Origin of the sequence: Paenibacillus sp. FSL A5-0031, from assembly GCF_001956295.1 — a bacterium.
GTDB lineage: Bacteria > Bacillota > Bacilli > Paenibacillales > Paenibacillaceae > Pristimantibacillus.
Genome location: NZ_MRTD01000005.1, coordinates 94,853 through 112,472, shown reverse-complemented (window position 1 = coordinate 112,472; position 17,620 = coordinate 94,853). Strand labels below are relative to the sequence as shown.

The 17,620-nt window shown below is 45.6% G+C and carries 20 protein-coding genes; 5 read left to right on the top strand and 15 right to left on the bottom strand.

Annotated elements, in window-relative coordinates; translation table 11 throughout:
* Window positions 1–15: 15 nt before the first annotated feature.
* The 11 genes from BK120_RS10835 to BK120_RS10785 all read right to left on the bottom strand — a co-directional run bounded on the left by BK120_RS10835 (window position 16) and on the right by BK120_RS10785 (window position 11,326).
* Window positions 16–741: a ThuA domain-containing protein gene (locus tag BK120_RS10835; RefSeq protein WP_076267516.1), complete on the bottom strand. Its 726-nt coding sequence runs from the start codon at window positions 739–741 to the stop codon at window positions 16–18.
* A gap of 27 nt (window positions 742–768) precedes the next feature.
* Window positions 769–1,251 (bottom strand): DUF456 domain-containing protein, encoded by a 483-nt coding sequence (locus BK120_RS10830; RefSeq protein WP_076267515.1) that lies wholly within the window; start codon window positions 1,249–1,251, stop codon window positions 769–771.
* A 7-nt stretch (window positions 1,252–1,258) separates the two neighbouring features.
* Entirely contained in the window at window positions 1,259–2,011 is a 753-nt protein-coding gene (locus BK120_RS10825; RefSeq protein ID WP_076267514.1) for a Cof-type HAD-IIB family hydrolase, read from the bottom strand.
* Between the two features lie 177 nt (window positions 2,012–2,188).
* Window positions 2,189–3,643, bottom strand: coding sequence for an ABC transporter substrate-binding protein (locus BK120_RS10820; protein WP_076267513.1), 1,455 nt, complete (start codon window positions 3,641–3,643; stop codon window positions 2,189–2,191).
* 141 nt (window positions 3,644–3,784) lie between these two features.
* Entirely contained in the window at window positions 3,785–4,654 is an 870-nt protein-coding gene (locus BK120_RS10815; RefSeq protein WP_076267512.1) for a metal ABC transporter permease, read from the bottom strand.
* A complete protein-coding gene (locus BK120_RS10810) occupies window positions 4,651–5,592 on the bottom strand; it encodes a metal ABC transporter permease (protein WP_076267511.1) in 942 nt (313 codons plus the stop codon). The genes BK120_RS10815 and BK120_RS10810 overlap by 4 nt, the downstream gene beginning before the upstream one ends.
* Window positions 5,593–5,595: 3 nt before the next feature.
* Window positions 5,596–6,402, bottom strand: coding sequence for a metal ABC transporter ATP-binding protein (locus tag BK120_RS10805; RefSeq protein ID WP_076267510.1), 807 nt, complete (start codon window positions 6,400–6,402; stop codon window positions 5,596–5,598).
* 34 nt (window positions 6,403–6,436) lie between these two features.
* A complete protein-coding gene (locus BK120_RS10800; protein ID WP_076267509.1) occupies window positions 6,437–7,390 on the bottom strand; it encodes a metal ABC transporter solute-binding protein, Zn/Mn family in 954 nt (317 codons plus the stop codon).
* Window positions 7,391–7,593: 203 nt separating this feature from the next.
* Complete coding sequence (locus tag BK120_RS10795; protein WP_076267508.1) at window positions 7,594–9,681, bottom strand: peptidoglycan D,D-transpeptidase FtsI family protein; 2,088 nt, start codon at window positions 9,679–9,681, stop codon at window positions 7,594–7,596.
* Window positions 9,682–9,713: 32 nt separating this feature from the next.
* Window positions 9,714–10,877 carry a transglutaminase domain-containing protein gene (locus tag BK120_RS10790; RefSeq protein ID WP_256710849.1) on the bottom strand — a complete coding sequence of 388 codons (1,164 nt, stop codon included), beginning with the start codon at window positions 10,875–10,877 and terminating at the stop codon, window positions 9,714–9,716.
* Complete coding sequence (locus BK120_RS10785) at window positions 10,877–11,326, bottom strand: hypothetical protein (RefSeq protein ID WP_076267507.1); 450 nt, start codon at window positions 11,324–11,326, stop codon at window positions 10,877–10,879. The genes BK120_RS10790 and BK120_RS10785 overlap by 1 nt, the downstream gene beginning before the upstream one ends.
* A 162-nt stretch (window positions 11,327–11,488) precedes the next feature.
* Here BK120_RS10785 and BK120_RS10780 point away from each other — a divergent pair, with 162 nt between their 5' ends.
* Window positions 11,489–12,652 carry an MFS transporter gene (locus BK120_RS10780; protein WP_076267506.1) on the top strand — a complete coding sequence of 388 codons (1,164 nt, stop codon included), beginning with the start codon at window positions 11,489–11,491 and terminating at the stop codon, window positions 12,650–12,652.
* 184 nt (window positions 12,653–12,836) lie between these two features.
* On the opposite strand, the gene BK120_RS35235 is transcribed toward BK120_RS10780, so the two are convergent.
* A complete protein-coding gene (locus BK120_RS35235) occupies window positions 12,837–13,022 on the bottom strand; it encodes a hypothetical protein (RefSeq protein WP_076267505.1) in 186 nt (61 codons plus the stop codon).
* Between the two features lie 36 nt (window positions 13,023–13,058).
* On the opposite strand from BK120_RS35235, the gene BK120_RS10770 reads away from it, so the two are divergent.
* Window positions 13,059–13,430, top strand: coding sequence for a ribonuclease M5 (locus tag BK120_RS10770; protein ID WP_076267504.1), 372 nt, complete (start codon window positions 13,059–13,061; stop codon window positions 13,428–13,430).
* Here BK120_RS10770 and BK120_RS10765 read toward each other — a convergent pair.
* Entirely contained in the window at window positions 13,427–14,032 is a 606-nt protein-coding gene (locus tag BK120_RS10765) for an SCO family protein (protein ID WP_076267503.1), read from the bottom strand. The two genes, BK120_RS10770 and BK120_RS10765, sit on opposite strands and share 4 nt — an antisense overlap.
* Before the next feature lie 24 nt (window positions 14,033–14,056).
* Complete coding sequence (gene cyoE / locus BK120_RS10760; protein ID WP_076267502.1) at window positions 14,057–14,914, bottom strand: heme o synthase; 858 nt, start codon at window positions 14,912–14,914, stop codon at window positions 14,057–14,059.
* A 261-nt stretch (window positions 14,915–15,175) separates the two neighbouring features.
* On the opposite strand from cyoE, the gene BK120_RS10755 reads away from it, so the two are divergent.
* Window positions 15,176–15,598, top strand: coding sequence for a cell wall hydrolase (locus BK120_RS10755; protein WP_076267501.1), 423 nt, complete (start codon window positions 15,176–15,178; stop codon window positions 15,596–15,598).
* 36 nt (window positions 15,599–15,634) lie between these two features.
* Window positions 15,635–16,198 carry a spore coat protein GerQ gene (gerQ, locus tag BK120_RS10750; RefSeq protein ID WP_076267500.1) on the top strand — a complete coding sequence of 188 codons (564 nt, stop codon included), beginning with the start codon at window positions 15,635–15,637 and terminating at the stop codon, window positions 16,196–16,198.
* Here the strand turns inward: gerQ and BK120_RS10745 are convergent.
* Window positions 16,188–16,496, bottom strand: a complete 309-nt coding sequence (locus tag BK120_RS10745) for a hypothetical protein (RefSeq protein ID WP_076267499.1) — start codon at window positions 16,494–16,496, stop codon at window positions 16,188–16,190. The genes gerQ and BK120_RS10745 overlap by 11 nt on opposite strands.
* Before the next feature lie 87 nt (window positions 16,497–16,583).
* Here BK120_RS10745 and BK120_RS10740 point away from each other — a divergent pair, with 87 nt between their 5' ends.
* Entirely contained in the window at window positions 16,584–17,570 is a 987-nt protein-coding gene (locus tag BK120_RS10740) for a metal-dependent hydrolase (RefSeq protein ID WP_076267498.1), read from the top strand.
* Window positions 17,571–17,620 lie beyond the last annotated feature (50 nt).

The following is a 17,620-nucleotide window of genomic DNA, read 5'->3' as shown; positions in this document are numbered from 1 at the left end:
TCTGTCAAAGTCTCCCTATCCTTTATTTCCAATGGGCTCCAGCGGCTGATGATTGCCGCGTACGGGCACTGCTGCATGAGATGGAGAAGCCCAACGCACACCATTCTGAATCACTTGCAGCACTTGCGGGTTATAGTAGGTTGGATAAGTCTCATGCCCCGGACGGAAGTAAAAGATTTTGCCTTGGCCGCGGTTAAAGGTACAGCCGCTGCGGAACACCTCGCCGCCTTCAAACCAGCTCACAAAAACAAGCTCATCCGGCGCCGGGATATCAAAATGCTCACCATACATTTCCTCATGCTCCAGCGTAATGTATTCCGGCAAGCCGGCTGCTATTGGATGCGCTGGATTTACGACCCAAATTCTTTCCTTCTCGCCCACTTCACGCCATTTGAGATCACAGCCTGTGCCCATCAGCTTCTTGAAAATTTTTGAGAAGTGACCCGAGTGCAGCACGATTAAGCCCATGCCTGCGAGTACGCGCTGTTGAACACGATCTACAATAGCGTCATCCACCTGGTCATGCCCCATATGACCCCACCATATTAGAACATCCGTATTGGCTAGACGCGCTTCTGTAAGGCCATGCTCCGGCTCCTCAAGCGTTGCTGTCGCTACTTCGATATCTCCACTTGCGATCCCTTTGGCTAAAGCTTGATGAATGCCATCTGGATATACATTTTTGACTTCCTCATGAATTTTCTCATGCAAAAACTCATTCCATACGGTTACTTTAATCATTGAGCTATCCACCTTTTATTCATTTCATTAAAAGACGAGCCATAGGACAAACACCACGATCATCGCCAGCTGCAAAATTACCTTCACGACTACGCTTGAAAACAATCCTACAACTGAACCTAAACCAACCTTGAGCGATTTGTCAAAACGTGTTCCGATAATCATCTCACCAATGACGGCACCAACAAAAGGACCGATAATAAGGCCAAGTGCTGGAATAACGAAAGGACCAAAGATAAGACCAATTGTACTGCCGATCACTGAGGCTCGCGAGCCTCCAAATCGTTTGACGCCCCAGGCGCTAACCGCATAATCGGCGACAAACAGCACGATTAAAGTTACCGTCTGAATGAACCAGAACCAAAAACCAAATTCACTAAACGAGAAAAATAAGCCATAAACAAAAAATGCGCCATAAATGGCAAGAGCTCCCGGAAGAATCGGATAAATAGCTCCTGCCATCCCTACTACAAATAATAGAATAACTAATGTCCAGCCTAAAATATCCATACGTTTCTCATCCCTTCAGAAGGTAACGTCTAATCACTTCTGCAACTCCATGCTCATTATTCGTAAAAGTAATGAAGTCTGCAGCTTCCTTGACCGTTTCCTGCGCATTGCCCATCGCTACGCCTAAGCCAGCTTCGCGAATCGCCGCAATATCGTTCAAGCTATCGCCTACAGCAATGACTTGCGACATCTCGATGTTAAGCAAGCCGCAAAGCTCTTGAAGAGCGCTTGCCTTTGAAACGCCGAGCGGATTAAGCTCCAAATTAAATGGAGATGAATTCGTAATCTCAAGCGCTCCCCAGCTTTGTACTTCAGCGAGCAGCTTCTCTCGAGTGTTGTCATCCTCTGTGTAATAGCCGAATTTCAACCAGTGATGTGATGCATAATCATCAGCAGGCGTAATCCATTTCTCTTTATTGTAAATTTCATCAGCTGTATACGCCCAGAACCACGGCTCGCCATGTGCGAGAGCAAGCTCATGCAGCCTTTGCACGTAAACGTGGCTTAGATGAGTACGTTTATGAAGCACATGCGGACGATGCCAGATCTCACTGCCGTTTACTGTGATCATAGGTGTTTCCAGCTTCAATTGCTCAGCGTAAGGCAATGCACTGCGAAAACCTCTGCCCGTTGAGAAGCTGACAATAACTCCAGCATCAAGTGCTTTTTGAATCCATTCTGCATTTTCCGTACTAATTTCACTCTGTTCATTTAGCAATGTTCCGTCCATATCAAGCGCAAGCAATTTATAATCTCCCAATATTGTGCCTCCTCGTAAATGCCGTATCGTTGTTGTACCTAACTAGTAAATTATTTTAGCACATTTACGACAGATTCCAAATGAAAGTCACTCTAAAAAACACGAATTCATCATACTTGCTCAGAAAAAAGGAGCAGCCTCCGCTAATTTGCGTAAGCATGCTCCCCATCTTTTAACTTACTCCGTTGTTTCAATTGTCGTAACAGAACCGCTGCTTTCCGAAGTTCCAGCTCCTTCAGCACCTTCAGTAGGTACAGGATCTTCCTTCAACAGCATTTCTTGGCCTTTCACCTGCAAAATATCAAGCGCCGCATCGAGTTCCTGTTCCTTTTTCTTCACTTTTTCAAGCTCTTGGCTGGCTGCGCCTCTAAATTCTCCCCAGAAGCTTTGTGGCAGCTTGTCAAAATCTTTATAGCTATTAAATGTACTTGGCTTCAAGTCATAAAATGCTGCAAAATTATGCCCTTCTGTATCCGTAATATATTTCGTGCGGACAGGCAGTCCATTATAATTGTTCGACTTTGACTTGACTCTTGCAAAGTCCTCACTCGTTACATAGCTAAGGAATTTCCACGCAGCGTCCTTACTCGGCGATTCCGAGCGAATAGAGAAAATATTGTTGAAAGACATCATGCTTGATTGATCCGGATTTTGTTGTCCAACCGGAACCGTTACAATATCCCAGTTTTTCACGATCTTATCTTTTACTTTCTCATTCTCAGCCGCTTGCTTGATTTGATTGATGAAATTAATATCGCCCATCGTCATCGCCAATCGGCCCGCTATGAAGGGATCGCTTAACAAATAGTCCTCATAGGTTTGCGCCATCGCTTCGTCGCCACCTTGATTACGCATGCTATCAAAATAAAGCGCGTTCGAATCCAATGCGTCAATTGCTTGCTTAAATGCATTTTTCCATGAATCTGTGTTTATCGTCATTTGTTTTTGCGAAGCATTCACATAATTAACGTTTTCTGAATTAGCAAGAATGCTTGCCATTTCAAATAAATCTTCGCTGTAGCCCATTTTCAGCCCGTAAATCCGTTCCTTTTTGTCGCCATCCGTAGGGAAGCGGCGTGCCAATTGTATCGTCTGGTCCCAGCTCATGCGATTGGTTGGCGGCTCGATTTGGTATTTCTCAAACAAATCCTTGTTGTAAAACATAACTTGACTATAGAAGCTTGGCGTCATGCCAAAAACCTGTCCGCCGCCATTTTCTCTCAAATAATCAAGCATGCCGGGAATCAAGCCCTCTGTATTATACTTTTCCTTCTCCATAACCGGATCAAGATCATAAAGCTTGCCGTCGAGTGCCAGCTTTTTGTATTGATCGGTATCAAGCATCAAAATATCTGGCTGCTCCTCCGTAATAAACTTTTCGAGAGCAGCATCCATATCCTTGTTTTCACTTTGATACATTTTCCTATTTTCTACGACTTGAATTTCGATATTTGGATATAATGCCGAGAACACCATGCCATACTCCTGAAAGAAAGAACCTTCATCGTAATACATAATTTTCAGCGTTGACTGTTCATTTTCTTTTTGTTCGTTTTTGCCCCCAAAGCTGCAACCTGTTACCAATAATGTAAAAACTACTAGCGGTATGACGAATTTTGACAACACTTTCATGTTCAATTTTCTCTCCTCTTCAATTTCCTCCTAATATGTACCAATTACATTACGTTTCTTTTTGGATATAAGTTGCAGTTATACACCTTTTTTTGAAATAAATATGAAAAAAGCATCCATTAAGGATGCTTTTCGCAATTATTATGCTAACTTTCTTAGACGCAGTTTCTTGATTACAATGCCATGTGAGGGCGAGAACAAAAATGCGATAACGAACAATAATGCAGCTGCGCAGACCATACAGCCAGCAATTGAAGCATCCAATAAAACAGCTGCACCATACCCGATGAATGTACTAGCTACGCCGGCTGCTACACTCAAAACGATCATCAGGCCGAGCCGATCTGTCAGTAAATAAGCGGTAGATGCCGGGATAATCAGCAGTCCTACAACGAGTATCGCTCCTACGCTTTCAAAGGAGCTGACGGTAGCCATCGATACGAGACCCATTAACAAATAATGAAAGATAGCTACAGGTATGCCGATTGCAGCCGCTAGGGCGGGATCAAACGCGCATAACTTGAATTGTTTATAGAACAAAACGATAACTGACGTTATAATCAGCAGCGTTGTACCGAGCAGCCAAACGGCTTTCGGGCCCATATTTACGCCGCCAAGCTCCCAAATATTCCAGTGTACATACGCAATCTCACCGTACAAAATCGCATCCTGGTCCAAATGCACCTGACGAGCATACAAGCTTACAAGAACGACGCCAATGGCGAATAATGCTGTAAAGACAACGCCAATCGAAGCATCGGATTGAATGCCGCTTTGCTGAAACATTTGAATAAGAAAGGTCGTCAGCAATCCGCATAATAGTGCTGCGAACATCATCAGCAGCGAATCGCGTGAGCCGCTGAGCAGAAACGCGATAACGATACCGGGCATGACGGAGTGGCTAATGGCATCGCCGATCATCGCCATTTTGCGCAAAACGAGAAATACACCTAGAATACCGCAGCAGCTTGCTACTAGTGCACCTGTAAGCAAGATCCAGAAGTCGCTCATAATGCCGCCTCCTTCTTCACTTTGCCCTCAAGCAGCATTTCGGAGTCACGATTATAGCTTTGCTTCACTCTTTGGCGCACCAGTCTTTTTGCAAGTAATCCGCGCTGTGGACCAAATAGAATGGAAATGCAGAAGAGCAAGGTTGCTGCCAGCACCGTAACAGGTCCCGTTGGCAAGTTAGACACCGATGCGCTAATCCAAGTGCCTGCCGCACCGCTAACTGCACCGAATATGCCTGATAATACAACCATAAGCCCAAGGCGATCCGTCCAGTATCTAGCCGATACGGCCGGTGTTATAAGCAGCGCAGCTACGAGTACGACACCTACCGCTTGAATGCCCGCTACTACAGCAACGACGATTAGAAGCATAAGCAGCTGCTCAAGAAAGGCTACGGGATAACCGATGCCTCTAGCAAACCCGGGATCAAAAGAAATAATTTTAAACTGTTTAAAGAGCAGCGTGCAAACCGTAATAAGAGATACACATACGACCGTCATCGTAATCACATCAGATGCAATCATGGATGCCGCCTGCCCAAACAGGAATTTATCCAATCCGGCTTGATTGCCATAGCTGCCATGCTGGATAAGTGTAAGCAGTACGATACCTAGGCCAAAAAATCCTGACAAGACGATCCCCATCGCTGCATCCTGTTTAAGCTTAGAGTTTCGAGTAATATATCCAATACCGAACGTTGCGATAAGACCAGATATGCCTGCTCCTATGAGAAACAGTCCAATCGATTTAACGCCAGTAAGCATGAATGCAATGCATATGCCCGGCAATGCCGCATGGGCTAACGTATCGCCCATTAAGCTTTGTTTTCGAAGATACGAGAAGCAGCCGATCACACCGCTGCTTAAGCCAAGCAGCGTACAGCCTAGAAAAATCCATTGCATATTCGGATCGGTCAGCATCAACCATATTTTATCCATGAATTACTCACCCTTTCCGTCAAAACGTGACGGAGACTGCATGCTGCGATCAAGAAACGCCAGTCTGCCGCCGTAAGTACGCTGTAATTTCTCCTGGGTAAAGGTTTGCTCTGTTTTGCCGAATGCTTGAAGCTCTACATTCAGGAGCAGTACCGAGTCAAAATAATCTTGCACAGTCGCTAGATCATGATGGACAACGATGACCGTTTTCCCTTGCAGCTTCAGCTCCTGCAGCAATGTGATAATGGCTTTCTCTGTCGCTGCATCCACGCCTGCAAATGGTTCATCCATAAAGTACAGCTTCGCGTCCTGCGCCAGCGCACGCGCTAGAAACACGCGCTGCTGCTGTCCGCCAGAGAGCTGACTGATTTGCCTGCCTGCATAATCGGCCATTCCAACCTTGTTCAGGCACTCCAGCGCAATCGCCTTATCCTTCGCGCTTGGGCGGCGGAACCAGCCTAAATGACCATAACGGCCCATAAGTACAACATCAAGCGCATTCGTTGGAAAATCCCAATCCACCGATTCTCGCTGCGGGACATATCCGATCATTTTCCGCTGCTGCTTATAAGGCTTGCCATATACTAACACTTCTCCGCCAATACTCGGTATGAGGCCAAGAGCCGCCTTCATCAGTGTTGACTTACCTGCGCCATTGGGCCCGATTACCCCGACGAGCTCACCCTCGCTTACTTCAAACGATACGTTCCGAAGCACTGGCTTCTTCTGATAAGCAACGCTTAGTCCCTTAATCGTAAGCGGTGCAATTTGTTTCGTATTTTGCTTGGCTGCTGTTGTAGATTGGTTCATATTTATCACTCACTTTCCTTGCCTTTGTTATGTGCTATTTCAAAGCGGCTACAATCGTATCCACGTTATGCTTCACCATTCCGATATAAGTGCCTTCAAACGTACCGGCATCTCCCATTGCGTCGGAGTAAAGCTCGCCGCCAATCTTCACCTCATGGCCTAAGCTTTTTGCCCCTTCTATGACCGATTCAATTGATTTTTTCGGAACGCTGGATTCGATAAAAACAGCTTTTATTTTTTTCTCAACTAAGTAGTCGCGCAGCTTGCTAACATCCTTTGAGCCGTACTCCGACATCGTATTCATCCCTTGCAAACCCGTGACAGTTAGACCATACGCTTCGCCAAAATATCCAAATGCATCGTGTGCTGTTACTAAAATGCGGTCTGCCTCAGGAATAAGTGCAATTTGCTCTCTCGCGTAATTATCCAGATCCTCCAACTGCTTGATGTAGGCTGCTGCATGCTCTTTGTAGTACTCAGCGTGGACCGCATCCTTCTCCATTAGCGTGTCGCGGATCACCTCTGTTGTAGAAATCCAAAGCTTCACATTGAACCAAATATGCGGATCATGCATGCCCGCCCCTTGCCCTGGGGCAGAGTGCAGCTGATCTTCCGTCAAATATTTGGAGACGGCTACCGTCGGCTTGCGCTTCTCCAATTTCTCGAACATCTCGGCCATCTTGCCCTCTAAGTGCAAGCCGTTATAAAAAATAATGTCCGCATTATCCAGCTTCCGCACGTCTCCTTGAGATGCCTTGTATAGATGGGGGTCAATCCCTGCCCCCATCAATCCGCTAACATCGACATACTCGCCGCCTACCTGCTGCACTACGTCTGTGATCATTCCTGTTGTTGTCGTAATTTTCAATTTCCCATCGCTCGTTCCTTGCTGTCCGCAAGCTGAGGTTACCATTGCCGTCATCGCCAGAAAAACGATAACCATAATAAATCTCCGAAGAGCAGAATTTGTTTTGTACGTTTTGCGCATTGTGCTACCTCCTCCATCCCTGTCATTTTTTATATGCTCTAAAGTTTGCCCTTATGAATCTTAGTTTACCTAATGCCTTTTTTTTAATAATACACAAAAATGTTTCACTCGTGCAACATTTATTTTAAAATGGGCGATTTGCATAGCAAAAAAGGCAGATCGGAGTTGATGCTCCGACCTGCCTTTTTGATGTTTTTAGACCACTATTCGTTTGTTCCTGTTCCTGTATCAGTTCCTGTATTAGCATTATCCGCTGTATTATTAGCCGTATTTCCAGCAGCATCATTTGTAGCTGGCGCTTTCTTCTTCGGCACGCCGTACAAACCAATTTCCTCGTCATAAGCATCAAAAATCTTACGAGCGATTGGAGAGGCGCCGTAACCCCCGAATCCGCCATCAGGTACTACAACAGCTACAGCAAGCTTCGGCTTATCGGCAGGCGCATAGGCGATAAATACCGCATTTTCTGCAGTCCGGCCTTTTACTTGTTGCTCTGACGTACCTGTCTTACGGTTATAGGTGTAATCCACACCTTCAAAGCCTTGCGAACTAACCTTCGACATGCCTAGCTCAATTTCTTTCCAGTATTCAATCGGGTAATTTACTTCATTCAAAATGACAGGCGTATAGCCTTGAATAATATTTCCGTCTGCATCCTTAATTTCGTTTACAAATTGCGGCTTCATTCGTTTGCCGCGATTGGCAAGCATTGCAGTATATTGCGCGAGCTGCAACGTTGTATAACGCCCTTGCTGACCGAAGGAGGCTTGAACGAGTGCTGATTGCGAACTGGCATTTTTCGCCTCGTTAAAATACTCAATAACGCCCTTCGTTTCGTTAGGCAAGCCGCTTTCCGTCAGGACGCCAAGACCAAATTGCTTCATGTATTCGTCCCAGATTTCCACGCCATTTTGCGGATCTCTTCTATAAAGCCTATCGCCAATCATAGCTGCCATAAACGTATTGGAAGAATGTTGAATGCCTTGTGCGCCATCAATGTAGCCGAACTTTTTGCCTTGGGAGTTGCCGATATAAGTCTCATATCCTTTTCTACCATATGAGAATCTCCCAGTATCCGGGTAGGTATCTGTCGTCTTAAACAATTTCTCATTCAGTCCGACTAATACGGATAACGGCTTCATTGTCGAGCCGAGCGGCAGGATGGAAGATGGATGTTGATTGCGCTCCTCTTCGGAATACTTGCCATATACCGTTCGAATCGTACCGTTCGATAAGATATTCTGGAAGTTCTCGTAATCCTCTTTGCTAATACGGCCTCCTGACCAAATATTTGGATCATAATCCGGCATACTCGCCATCGCCACGATTTTACCTGTATCAACTTCCATCGCTACTGCGAATCCGGTTTGTGCATATTTGGCACGCTCATATTTGTTTGTAGACGTTGATATTTTTTTGAGCTGATCCATAATGGCTGTTTCCGTCGTTAACTGCACGTTTTTGTTTATGGTTAAATAAAGATCCGACCCCTTCGTAGGGTTCGTTATTTCCATAGGCCCGATAATACGCTCCGCATTGTTAACGGGATAGGTTTTCAACCCATTTTTGCCGCGCAGCACGTCCTGATACATCCGCTCAAGTCCGTCGAAGCCAACGTCCTCTTCATCCAAGTATCTCAGCGTAGGATCTTCCTCTGTCGTCTTTTCCTTGTAGAAGTCTACGTTTTCGCGAACGGTATTAAACTTCTTCAAATACCCGACAAGCTGCACCGAAATCGAATCTTTGTCATAATTCCGAACGCTTTCCTCCATGATATCTACACCTTTGAACGCCGTGCGATTTTCCATGAAATAAGCAACTTCTTTATTCGTGAGGCCGGATTTAATCCGCCGCGGGGTCGAGATATTATTCCGCTTAAAATCAAGATCCATCTGGCGAATAATATCGTCAACCGTCATCGCCTTGGCAGGATCGCCAAGCTTTGTAAATATTTCATAAAGCTTCTGCGCCATCTCTTTAGCACTTGCAGTCGCTTTCTCCAGCTTAAGCTCAGGCTGAATCGTGAAATAGATGGATTGGGTCGAAGTCGAATAGGCAATTGCATGACCCGTAGAGTCGTAAATGTTGCCCCTAATCGGCGGAATCTTCACGCTGCGTGTACTTTTGCCGATCCCTTCAGCACTTAGCGTCGGCCCTTCTACAAACTGTAAAATGGCTAGCCTTACAATCAAAACACTAAATAATGCGAACGTAATAAAGAAAAATAAGTTCAATCGAAACGAAAAATGACGTCGATTTATAATTTCCCGTTTCTGCGGATCATCTTGCACGTCTAATCACCTCATAACCTTCTCATTTTAAGCTATGCATCACTTATGTGAGTATCGTCAAATGCCGGCGGATTAAACCAATTCCCGGTATTTGCCCAAGTAGCATCCAGTGGAATCCAGCCATTATCCCCTTCGCTGATTCGCACCTCATTCCAAGCATGGGGACCGAAGCCTCCCTTGCCGTTAGCTCCCATTCCAGTTACAACCCGTACCTCTAGACCTGCCGACCTAGCCATTACAGCATATAAACGAGCTATATCTATACATACGCCTTTGCGCGTATCAAATGTTTCGGGAGGTGTCTGTTCCTTCCAAATTCCCTGCTCTTCATAATTCCGAGCTTTGTCCCAATCGTAAGCAATTCTTGTTCCAAGAAAGTCATATAGCTTTCTCGCCTTATCCTCATTCGTTTGCGCATCCTTGGTCACATAAAGAGCAGCTTTCTCAATCTCAGCTGGGATGGCGTAATCAATAATCTCATATTTTCGTTGCAAAATTTGTTTGAACTGCGCTTCAACCGCTTGGGCGAGCACGGGTCCTTGCCCTGCTAGAACGTCTCCGGCAACTGGACTCAGCCACGAAGCCGCTTTGGTATAAACCGGCGATTCGGAAATTTTGTCGACATACCAGCCATTTGGCACAAGGGACACATAAACGAATAAAAGAACGACGAATACAAATGAACGACCCGCTCCGTGAGCAGCACCAATTAAAGCCCCTATGGCACGGCTAGCACTTCGCCTGCCTTGCAAGTGAGCCATAGGCTCTTCCTTGCCGCTCCTCAGAACGCCTTCTACTGCTCTTTCCAGCAAAGGCTCAATAGAAGCTGCCAATGCCCGCAGCAGTAAATAACCGAGCAGGAACAAGACGCCATAGCGCAGCAATGCAAAATCCCTCAAACTCGTAAGCAGCGTGTACCATGCTTGCTCCACCCCGCTGAGGTCATGAAGAGGAACCTTCACCTTGCTAGTCAGCCACTTCGCTACAGCTGGCGACAATGTATTCGTAAGCTGTGCTGCCAGTACCAAACATACGATAACTGCTAAACCTTCCCAAACAAAAAAGAAAAGACGCCTCGCAGATCCCGATGCGCCTCTCCTCATCCCCTGTATAAGAGAGCCAATTAGCAATAGAAGCACAATGATAGCAATTGGCTCCGGCTCTCTAAATAATTGATCCCAACTTGTCATCGGCATTACCCGTTCTGCTTCGCTTGGTCGATGAAGGTTTGTATCGTATTATCGAGCTCCCACTTGCCGAGCGCCGTTCCGCGGAATGAAATGGCAACCTCATTCGCACCAGGCTCTCCGGTAAGCTCTACATTTTTAGTTTTCACTGTAAAGGTTCCATCCCCGTTATTCACGAAAGTAGCATCCTTTGCTTCGCCTACCATTGCATTAACGGCTTCCTGTTTTACTGTATCTGCAACCTTAGTGCCAATCTCTTTCAAATCATCCATAGTGTAGCCGCTATATACGACAATACCAAGCACGATTGCCACCACGAGTGCCCATTTAACTACAGTTTTCACGATGCGGATAATAATTAATAGTAAGATAAGCGCAATAACCAGCACAAGCCAATGTTCTTTAAGAAAAGCTGTCCAAGTGTCCCAATCATAGGTCGAAAAATTCAAAAAATCCAATTGCGATCCCCTCCATTATACCTCGTACAAAATCCCATTACAAAATATTATAACCTACGGAATATAGGGCGTAAACGCTCGTTTCCTTTTTATGCAGACATATCCTGTCCCAATTAGACGTACAAGTATATAAGAATGTAATTGGCAAGGAGGGTCAGCTCTGTGAAAACCGCGGTTTGGCTGTACTTATTTTTGTTTATCGCCTTTTTTGATTTGCATGCGCAATACCCCATTTTAACACCTTTTGCCATCTCTTTAGGTGCAGCGCCTTCCTTCATCGGACTCATGATGGGCATGTACTCCATTACGCATTTGCCTGGAAATCTCATTGCAGGCTTTGGCGTTGATCGTTATGGCAGCAGATTATTTATCGTGTTCAGTCTTATGGCAGCCGGCATTGTTCTCCTGTTTCAATCGCATGTAACTAATCCTTGGCAGCTGCTCGCGCTCCGCTCCATCAGTGGTTTTGTGCTTGCCTTTCTGTCTCCGGCTTGCTTGTCCCTGCTTGCACGAATAACGAGCGATCGAACGGAGCAAGGAAAGCTTATGGCTGGCAATGGACTAGTTCATACGCTAGCATCAGTCGTATCTCCAGCAGCAGGAGCGTATCTCGTTGCAAAAATTGGATTTTCGACCGCTTTTACGCTGCTTGGATGGGTTCTGATCGTAACATCTGTCTGCGCTCTGTTCTTTATTAAAGAAGTTCGCCAGAAGGTAGAGCAAACGGAAGCTGAGGGCAACGACGGGAAAAAGAAAACGAAGCTGCCGCTTGAACCTGCAGTGCCTATTCCTTGGCTCGTCTACCTGCTGCCTGTTGCAATAAGCTGCGCGCAGGGTATCCTATCGTTCGAGCTGCCGCTGCTTGCCAAAACGCAGGAAGCGATGATGACGACCGGCCTTTTATTTTCCGTTATCAGTATCGGCGCACTCGTAACATTAAGCATGCTCTTTCTGAACCGCGTATCCGCGTATCTGCGAACGTTGTGGGGCTCGCTCATTCTTGCCATTATTTACTTTGGCATTGCATCCGACATACCGGCACCTCTAACATTGATGCTGCTGTTTGTCGGTATGGCAAAAGGAGTCATTTTGCCCGCGCTGTCCACCTTATTAATTGAGCTTAGCGGCGGAGCACGTTACGGCCGTACTTTTTCTGTATTATCCATCGCCTTCTCCATCGGTGCGTTTATCGGGCCGATGGCGGCAGGACAGCTTCGCAACTATATATCGCCTTACTACATAGCGTTTATTGCATTAATGATAGCAGTCGCTCTGCTCCCGCTGCGAATTTCCCGTTCCCTTTCTTCCCGCACCCATTTTTCGTAGGCATAGGTAAATGCACAGGGCTAATTCCCCATCATGTCATATGCTGTACTATGACAGGTGACTAGTTAGAACAGCTAAGCTCAGCTGTTTGCATTCATCCTTCTAACACTACGGAAACGAGGTGACCCCATATATGTCTGCAAATGTAAGTTCAGAAAATCGTGGTTATGGCCACGGCGGTTTCTCAAACCTTGGCATTATCCTTGTATTGTTTATCCTGCTCGTAATCATAGCTTGCACTTGTCTCTACTAGTAAAATAATAAACGGTCTGCAAACTGCAGACCGTTTTTTCATTTTCAAAAGAAAAAACCGATCATTCCCGTTCTCGGTAAAATCGCTGTTTGGTGGTAAACTATACATATGCTTCATGACCCTGCTCTACATTCACTACGCGAGGTGACTTCCATGGATATAGCCATTATCGTAGAAGGAAAAAATGACAAGGCAAGACTTAAACGCGTCCTTCACCCGGATGTACCGATTTTCTGCACCTTCGGCACGCCCGGTTCCGAGCAATTGGACAAGCTTAGAAAACAAATTGGCAAAAGCCAAGCTTATATTTTCACCGACAATGATTCCTCTGGAAAACGGATTCGCTTCTTATTGCGCGACGTATTTCCAGATGCTGAGCATATTTATACCCGCAGAGGTTATTCAGGTGTAGAGCATACGCCAGAGGAATATTTAATTGAGCAATTAGAAAAAGCGGGCCTCGATGCGCATATCCTGTACCCTGCGCAGAGTCCCGCTTCTATTTGGAGCAAAGATGAATTTTAAAGCACCTTGTTTAATTGATTTACAATTTCCTCAGCCGTCAAATCTTCTTTGCTGCCATCAATCCATTTGCGAATTTGACCGTCCTTATCCACAATCGTAATGACATTGGAGTGAGAGAAGGAGCCATCCTCATTTTTAATGACGCCAATGCCGAAATCTCTAGCAATTTGCATCGTGTTTGACTCATCGCCCCGCAGGAAACGCCAACCATTAAGATCAGCAAAATTCCGCTTTGCAAAATCATGAATCACTTCAGGTGTATCCCGTACCGGATCAAACGTAATCGAGATGAGCTCTGCTTTAGTGCCGAGCTTGCCTTCCTCTTTAAGCTGCTCCTGTACTTGCGACAGCAAGAAGGTAGTTGGCGGACAAACATCTGGACAATTTGCGAAATAGAAATATACAATTCGCGCCTTTCCATTTGTTGAAGCGAGTGTTACCTTCTGATCATCCAGATCCGTCAGCTCAAACGTTGGCGCAGCCTTCTCGATTGGAAGAGTCTGCTTCTCCGGCATACCGTACGTAATAAATAAATAAATTCCCATTGCTGCGCAAAGCGCAAGTACTGCAATTTTGAAGCTATGCTTTTTGACAAAATCCACGCCAGTCACTCCTTAAGACGATAATTATGATCCCGTCGTATTAAGAATCATAACGATAAATATAACCATTAAATAATTGACCGAGATAAGAAAATTGGTTTTTGCCCATTTGTCGGTATCCTTGGCTTTTGGCCCCTTCAACGTATGGATAAGCCAGATTAAGCCGCCTGCAACGGATATGACCAAGAAGAAAATACCAACGTAACCGTAGGAATAAAACAATATGCCCGTTGGCAAAAGCAATACGATGTAAGGAATCATTTGAAACTTTGTACGTTTGATTCCTTTCACGACAGGCAGCAATGGAAAACCTGCTGCGCGATATTCTTCTACCCTTCTAATGGCAAGCGACCAGAAATGAGCAGGCTGCCATAGGAACATCAGAGCAAACAATATCCAAGCACCCGCATCGATTTCACCTGTTACCGCGCAATAACCGATAACCGGCGGCATCGCGCCAGAGATGCCTCCAACCGATGTACTCCAAGTTGAAGTACGCTTGAGCCACATCGTGTAAACCACAATGTAAACACCCCACCCTAACAGTCCAAGCCAGCCTGATAAAGGATTAACGAGCAGGAAGAGAACAGCTAGTCCAACAACCCCCAAAATAATACCATAAGCCAGAACAGAGCCTGGCGTCATTCGACCGGTAGGAAGCGCGCGATCCTTCGTACGTTCCATTTTCAAATCAAGTTCCCGATCCCAATAATTATTAATCACGGTTGCTGACGCTATCGTCAACGTTGAGCCGATAATCGCCCATATAAGCAATAGAACGTTAATGTCCCATTTGGAAGCAACCATGAAACCACCTATCGCAGCAAATACATTAAGTCGAAGTAGCCGCGGTTTTGTCAATGCAATCCAGTCTTTAAGCACGAAGCTAGCCTCCCAAGTTATGCGACAAGACGCTGATGGCGTCTATCATCCATTGATGAATCGTTTTTAATCATACCGAAAAAAGAACACGATGACAACGTTCGACGGTTTTGTTCATCATTTTGCCACGTAAATTGTGACAAATCATTTAGTAACCAAATGGGCGGGTGCACAATACAATAACTATGTAGTTTGATGCCTATGCCGAACAGCAAATCAAACCGTCCTAAAGTCTACGAAAGGAAGTGATCTGTCAATTCCATGGCTGTCATCAAAACCAATTCCGAAGATACGAAGATGCTCGCTAGGCTCATGCGAGCGGAAGCAGAGGGCGAGGGCGAGCTCGGCATGCTTATGGTAGGCAACGTTGGCGTAAACCGTGTACTAGGAAATTGTATCGACTTTAGAAATCTTCGGTCCATCCCAGACATGGTCTATCAAAGTCCTGGCGGTTTCGAAGCAATCACCAAAAGCTACTTTTATCAAAGCGCTCGTGATAAAGATATTCGATTAGCAAAGCGGGTCATTAACGGCGAGCGTCAGCACCCGGCTTCTAATGCATTATGGTTTTTCCGCCCAGCAGGCAGCTGCCCTGATACGTGGTGGGATCAGGCCAATAGCGGAAGATATAAGAAACATTGCTTCTTCGTTCCAACGCCAGAGGATTGTCCGGCCGTTTATTAAAACTATTTCTAAAGTATGAAAGTGAGGAAATTCTAAATGTCTAATGGTTATGGTTACAAAAATCAAGTAAGCCCCGCAAATACAGGTCCTGTTCAAGGATTCGGCTACGGCGGTTATGGTCAATACCAGTTTCCAATGGGGATGCAGCAGCCGATGGGGATGGGCATGCAACAGCCAACTACGCTCCCAGCCAACTTTCAAACCCAACAAGCACAAGTCATTCCGCCAAATGTGCCAAGCGGATCGTTTATTACGCCACAAGGCGGCACCATCGTTTCGATGCCTTCCGTTGAAGAATCCTATGTAGAAAACATTTTGCGTCTGAACCGCGGCAAAATGGCAACTTTTTATATGACTTACGAAAACAATCGCGAGTGGAACGCCAAAATTTTCAAAGGAATCATCGAAGCTGCTGGACGTGATCACATCGTTATTAGCGATCCAACGACTGGTATGCGCTACTTACTTTTGACGCTTAATCTTGATTATGTAACATTCGATGAGCCGATTGCTTATGAATATCCATTCCAAGGCGGAGTAGTAAGCTCTTCCACTCCACTTGGCATGGCTACTCTCGGCACAGCAAATTCTAGCCGTTAATCGCTGCTTCGCCCTTTAGATGTGCTGGCTTAAAGGTCCAAATGTGCATTTTCGCAGCTCCCCCAACAATAAAGCTCGATATATGCATCCAAGAGGAACGCTCACTGCAGCGTTCTTTTTTGATTTGCTCCGCTTGCTCGCAGGTTGCTGCGTTCCAAACCTCTACAAATAAACCCGGCTGATCTGTTCCTTCATATAATTGCACATCGTATCCTTCCTTTAGCAGCGAAGCTGTGTATTCAAGATATTGTGCCCGAAATTCTGGTGAAACACGATATTCTGCAAAACATATGTACATTTGCCTTCAGTCTCCTTTAGATTATATTGATAAAGTTGCTCCCCTCCGCCGATACTACATCTAATTATCGATTGGGGAGGACTTGTCATGGACACAGGCACACATCTTATCATGGGCATCGGTTTAGGGGGACTTGCCGCAATAGATCCCGTGGTAGCAGCAAATCCAGCCATTCACACCGCTGTATTGCTCGGCACAGTTATCGGATCGCAAGCGCCCGATTTAGATGGCCTACTTCGTTTAAAAGGCAATGCGATTTACATTCGCAATCATCGCGGCATCTCTCACTCCTTGCCGGCTATCGCCATTTGGACTGCGCTAATTACCGGCCTCCTCCAATTATTTTACCGCGGCTCGCTGCCTTGGCTGCATATTGGAGGCTGGGTGCTGCTCGCCGTATGCGTGCATGTATTCACCGATTTATTTAATACTTACGGCACTCAAGCGATGCGACCCTTCACGGACAAATGGATCTCTTGGAATATTATACACATATTTGATCCCATCATTTTCACAACGCATGTCATAGCTATTTTACTGTGGGCAGGCGGATTCGTAAATCCAGCTTCAATATTCCCGCTTATGTACTTGTTTCTAGCCGTTTATTTTGTATGGCGAACAATTACCTCCAGAAGTACGCTGCAACGGATGAAGACGCTGGACACTGAATATCATGAAGGCGATGCTTATATCGTCATTCCAACGATTTCTCTAACGATATGGAATGTAGTCAAGCAAGTTAAAAATGGCGGATTCGCTATCGGAAATTTACGAAATAACAATTTAGTATGGATTGATTATGTGGAATGCTCTGATCACCCGGCAGTCGCCAAATCCAAAAACGATCCCGCCATTCGATCCTTTTTATATTTCACCAGCTTTGCCTGCGCAGACGTTCGGGAGCATACATGGGGCTATGAGGTCAGATGGTGCGACGTACGTTATCGCCATCGCAAGCAATACCCATTCGTTGGCGTTCTGCTTATGAATAAAAAGGATGAGACCATTGGCTCTTATGTAGGCTGGCTTAGCGATGAACGTTTATTGAAAAGATTGCGCATGGATACTTTTTAGTATTGACGTTAGAAAGCCCTTTGCTTCAAAATAAAGGGGGCTTTCTTTTT

Excerpts from the sequence above, each read along its gene's own strand:
- BK120_RS10740 (WP_076267498.1), top strand. The coding sequence starts at position 16,584 with ATGGACACAGGCACACATCTTATCATGGGCATCGGTTTAGGGGGACTT.
- gerQ (WP_076267500.1), top strand. The coding sequence starts at position 15,635 with ATGTCTAATGGTTATGGTTACAAAAATCAAGTAAGCCCCGCAAATACA.
- BK120_RS10800 (WP_076267509.1), bottom strand. The coding sequence starts at position 7,390 with ATGCGCAAAACGTACAAAACAAATTCTGCTCTTCGGAGATTTATTATG.
- BK120_RS10835 (WP_076267516.1), bottom strand. The coding sequence starts at position 741 with ATGATTAAAGTAACCGTATGGAATGAGTTTTTGCATGAGAAAATTCAT.
- BK120_RS10830 (WP_076267515.1), bottom strand. The coding sequence starts at position 1,251 with ATGGATATTTTAGGCTGGACATTAGTTATTCTATTATTTGTAGTAGGG.
- BK120_RS10745 (WP_076267499.1), bottom strand. The coding sequence starts at position 16,496 with ATGTACATATGTTTTGCAGAATATCGTGTTTCACCAGAATTTCGGGCA.
- BK120_RS10810 (WP_076267511.1), bottom strand. The coding sequence starts at position 5,592 with ATGGATAAAATATGGTTGATGCTGACCGATCCGAATATGCAATGGATT.
- BK120_RS10790 (WP_256710849.1), bottom strand. The coding sequence starts at position 10,877 with ATGCCGATGACAAGTTGGGATCAATTATTTAGAGAGCCGGAGCCAATT.
- BK120_RS10770 (WP_076267504.1), top strand. The coding sequence starts at position 13,059 with ATGGATATAGCCATTATCGTAGAAGGAAAAAATGACAAGGCAAGACTT.
- BK120_RS10805 (WP_076267510.1), bottom strand. The coding sequence starts at position 6,402 with ATGAACCAATCTACAACAGCAGCCAAGCAAAATACGAAACAAATTGCA.
- BK120_RS10755 (WP_076267501.1), top strand. The coding sequence starts at position 15,176 with ATGGCTGTCATCAAAACCAATTCCGAAGATACGAAGATGCTCGCTAGG.
- BK120_RS10820 (WP_076267513.1), bottom strand. The coding sequence starts at position 3,643 with ATGAAAGTGTTGTCAAAATTCGTCATACCGCTAGTAGTTTTTACATTA.
- BK120_RS10815 (WP_076267512.1), bottom strand. The coding sequence starts at position 4,654 with ATGAGCGACTTCTGGATCTTGCTTACAGGTGCACTAGTAGCAAGCTGC.
- BK120_RS35235 (WP_076267505.1), bottom strand. The coding sequence starts at position 13,022 with ATGAAGCATATGTATAGTTTACCACCAAACAGCGATTTTACCGAGAAC.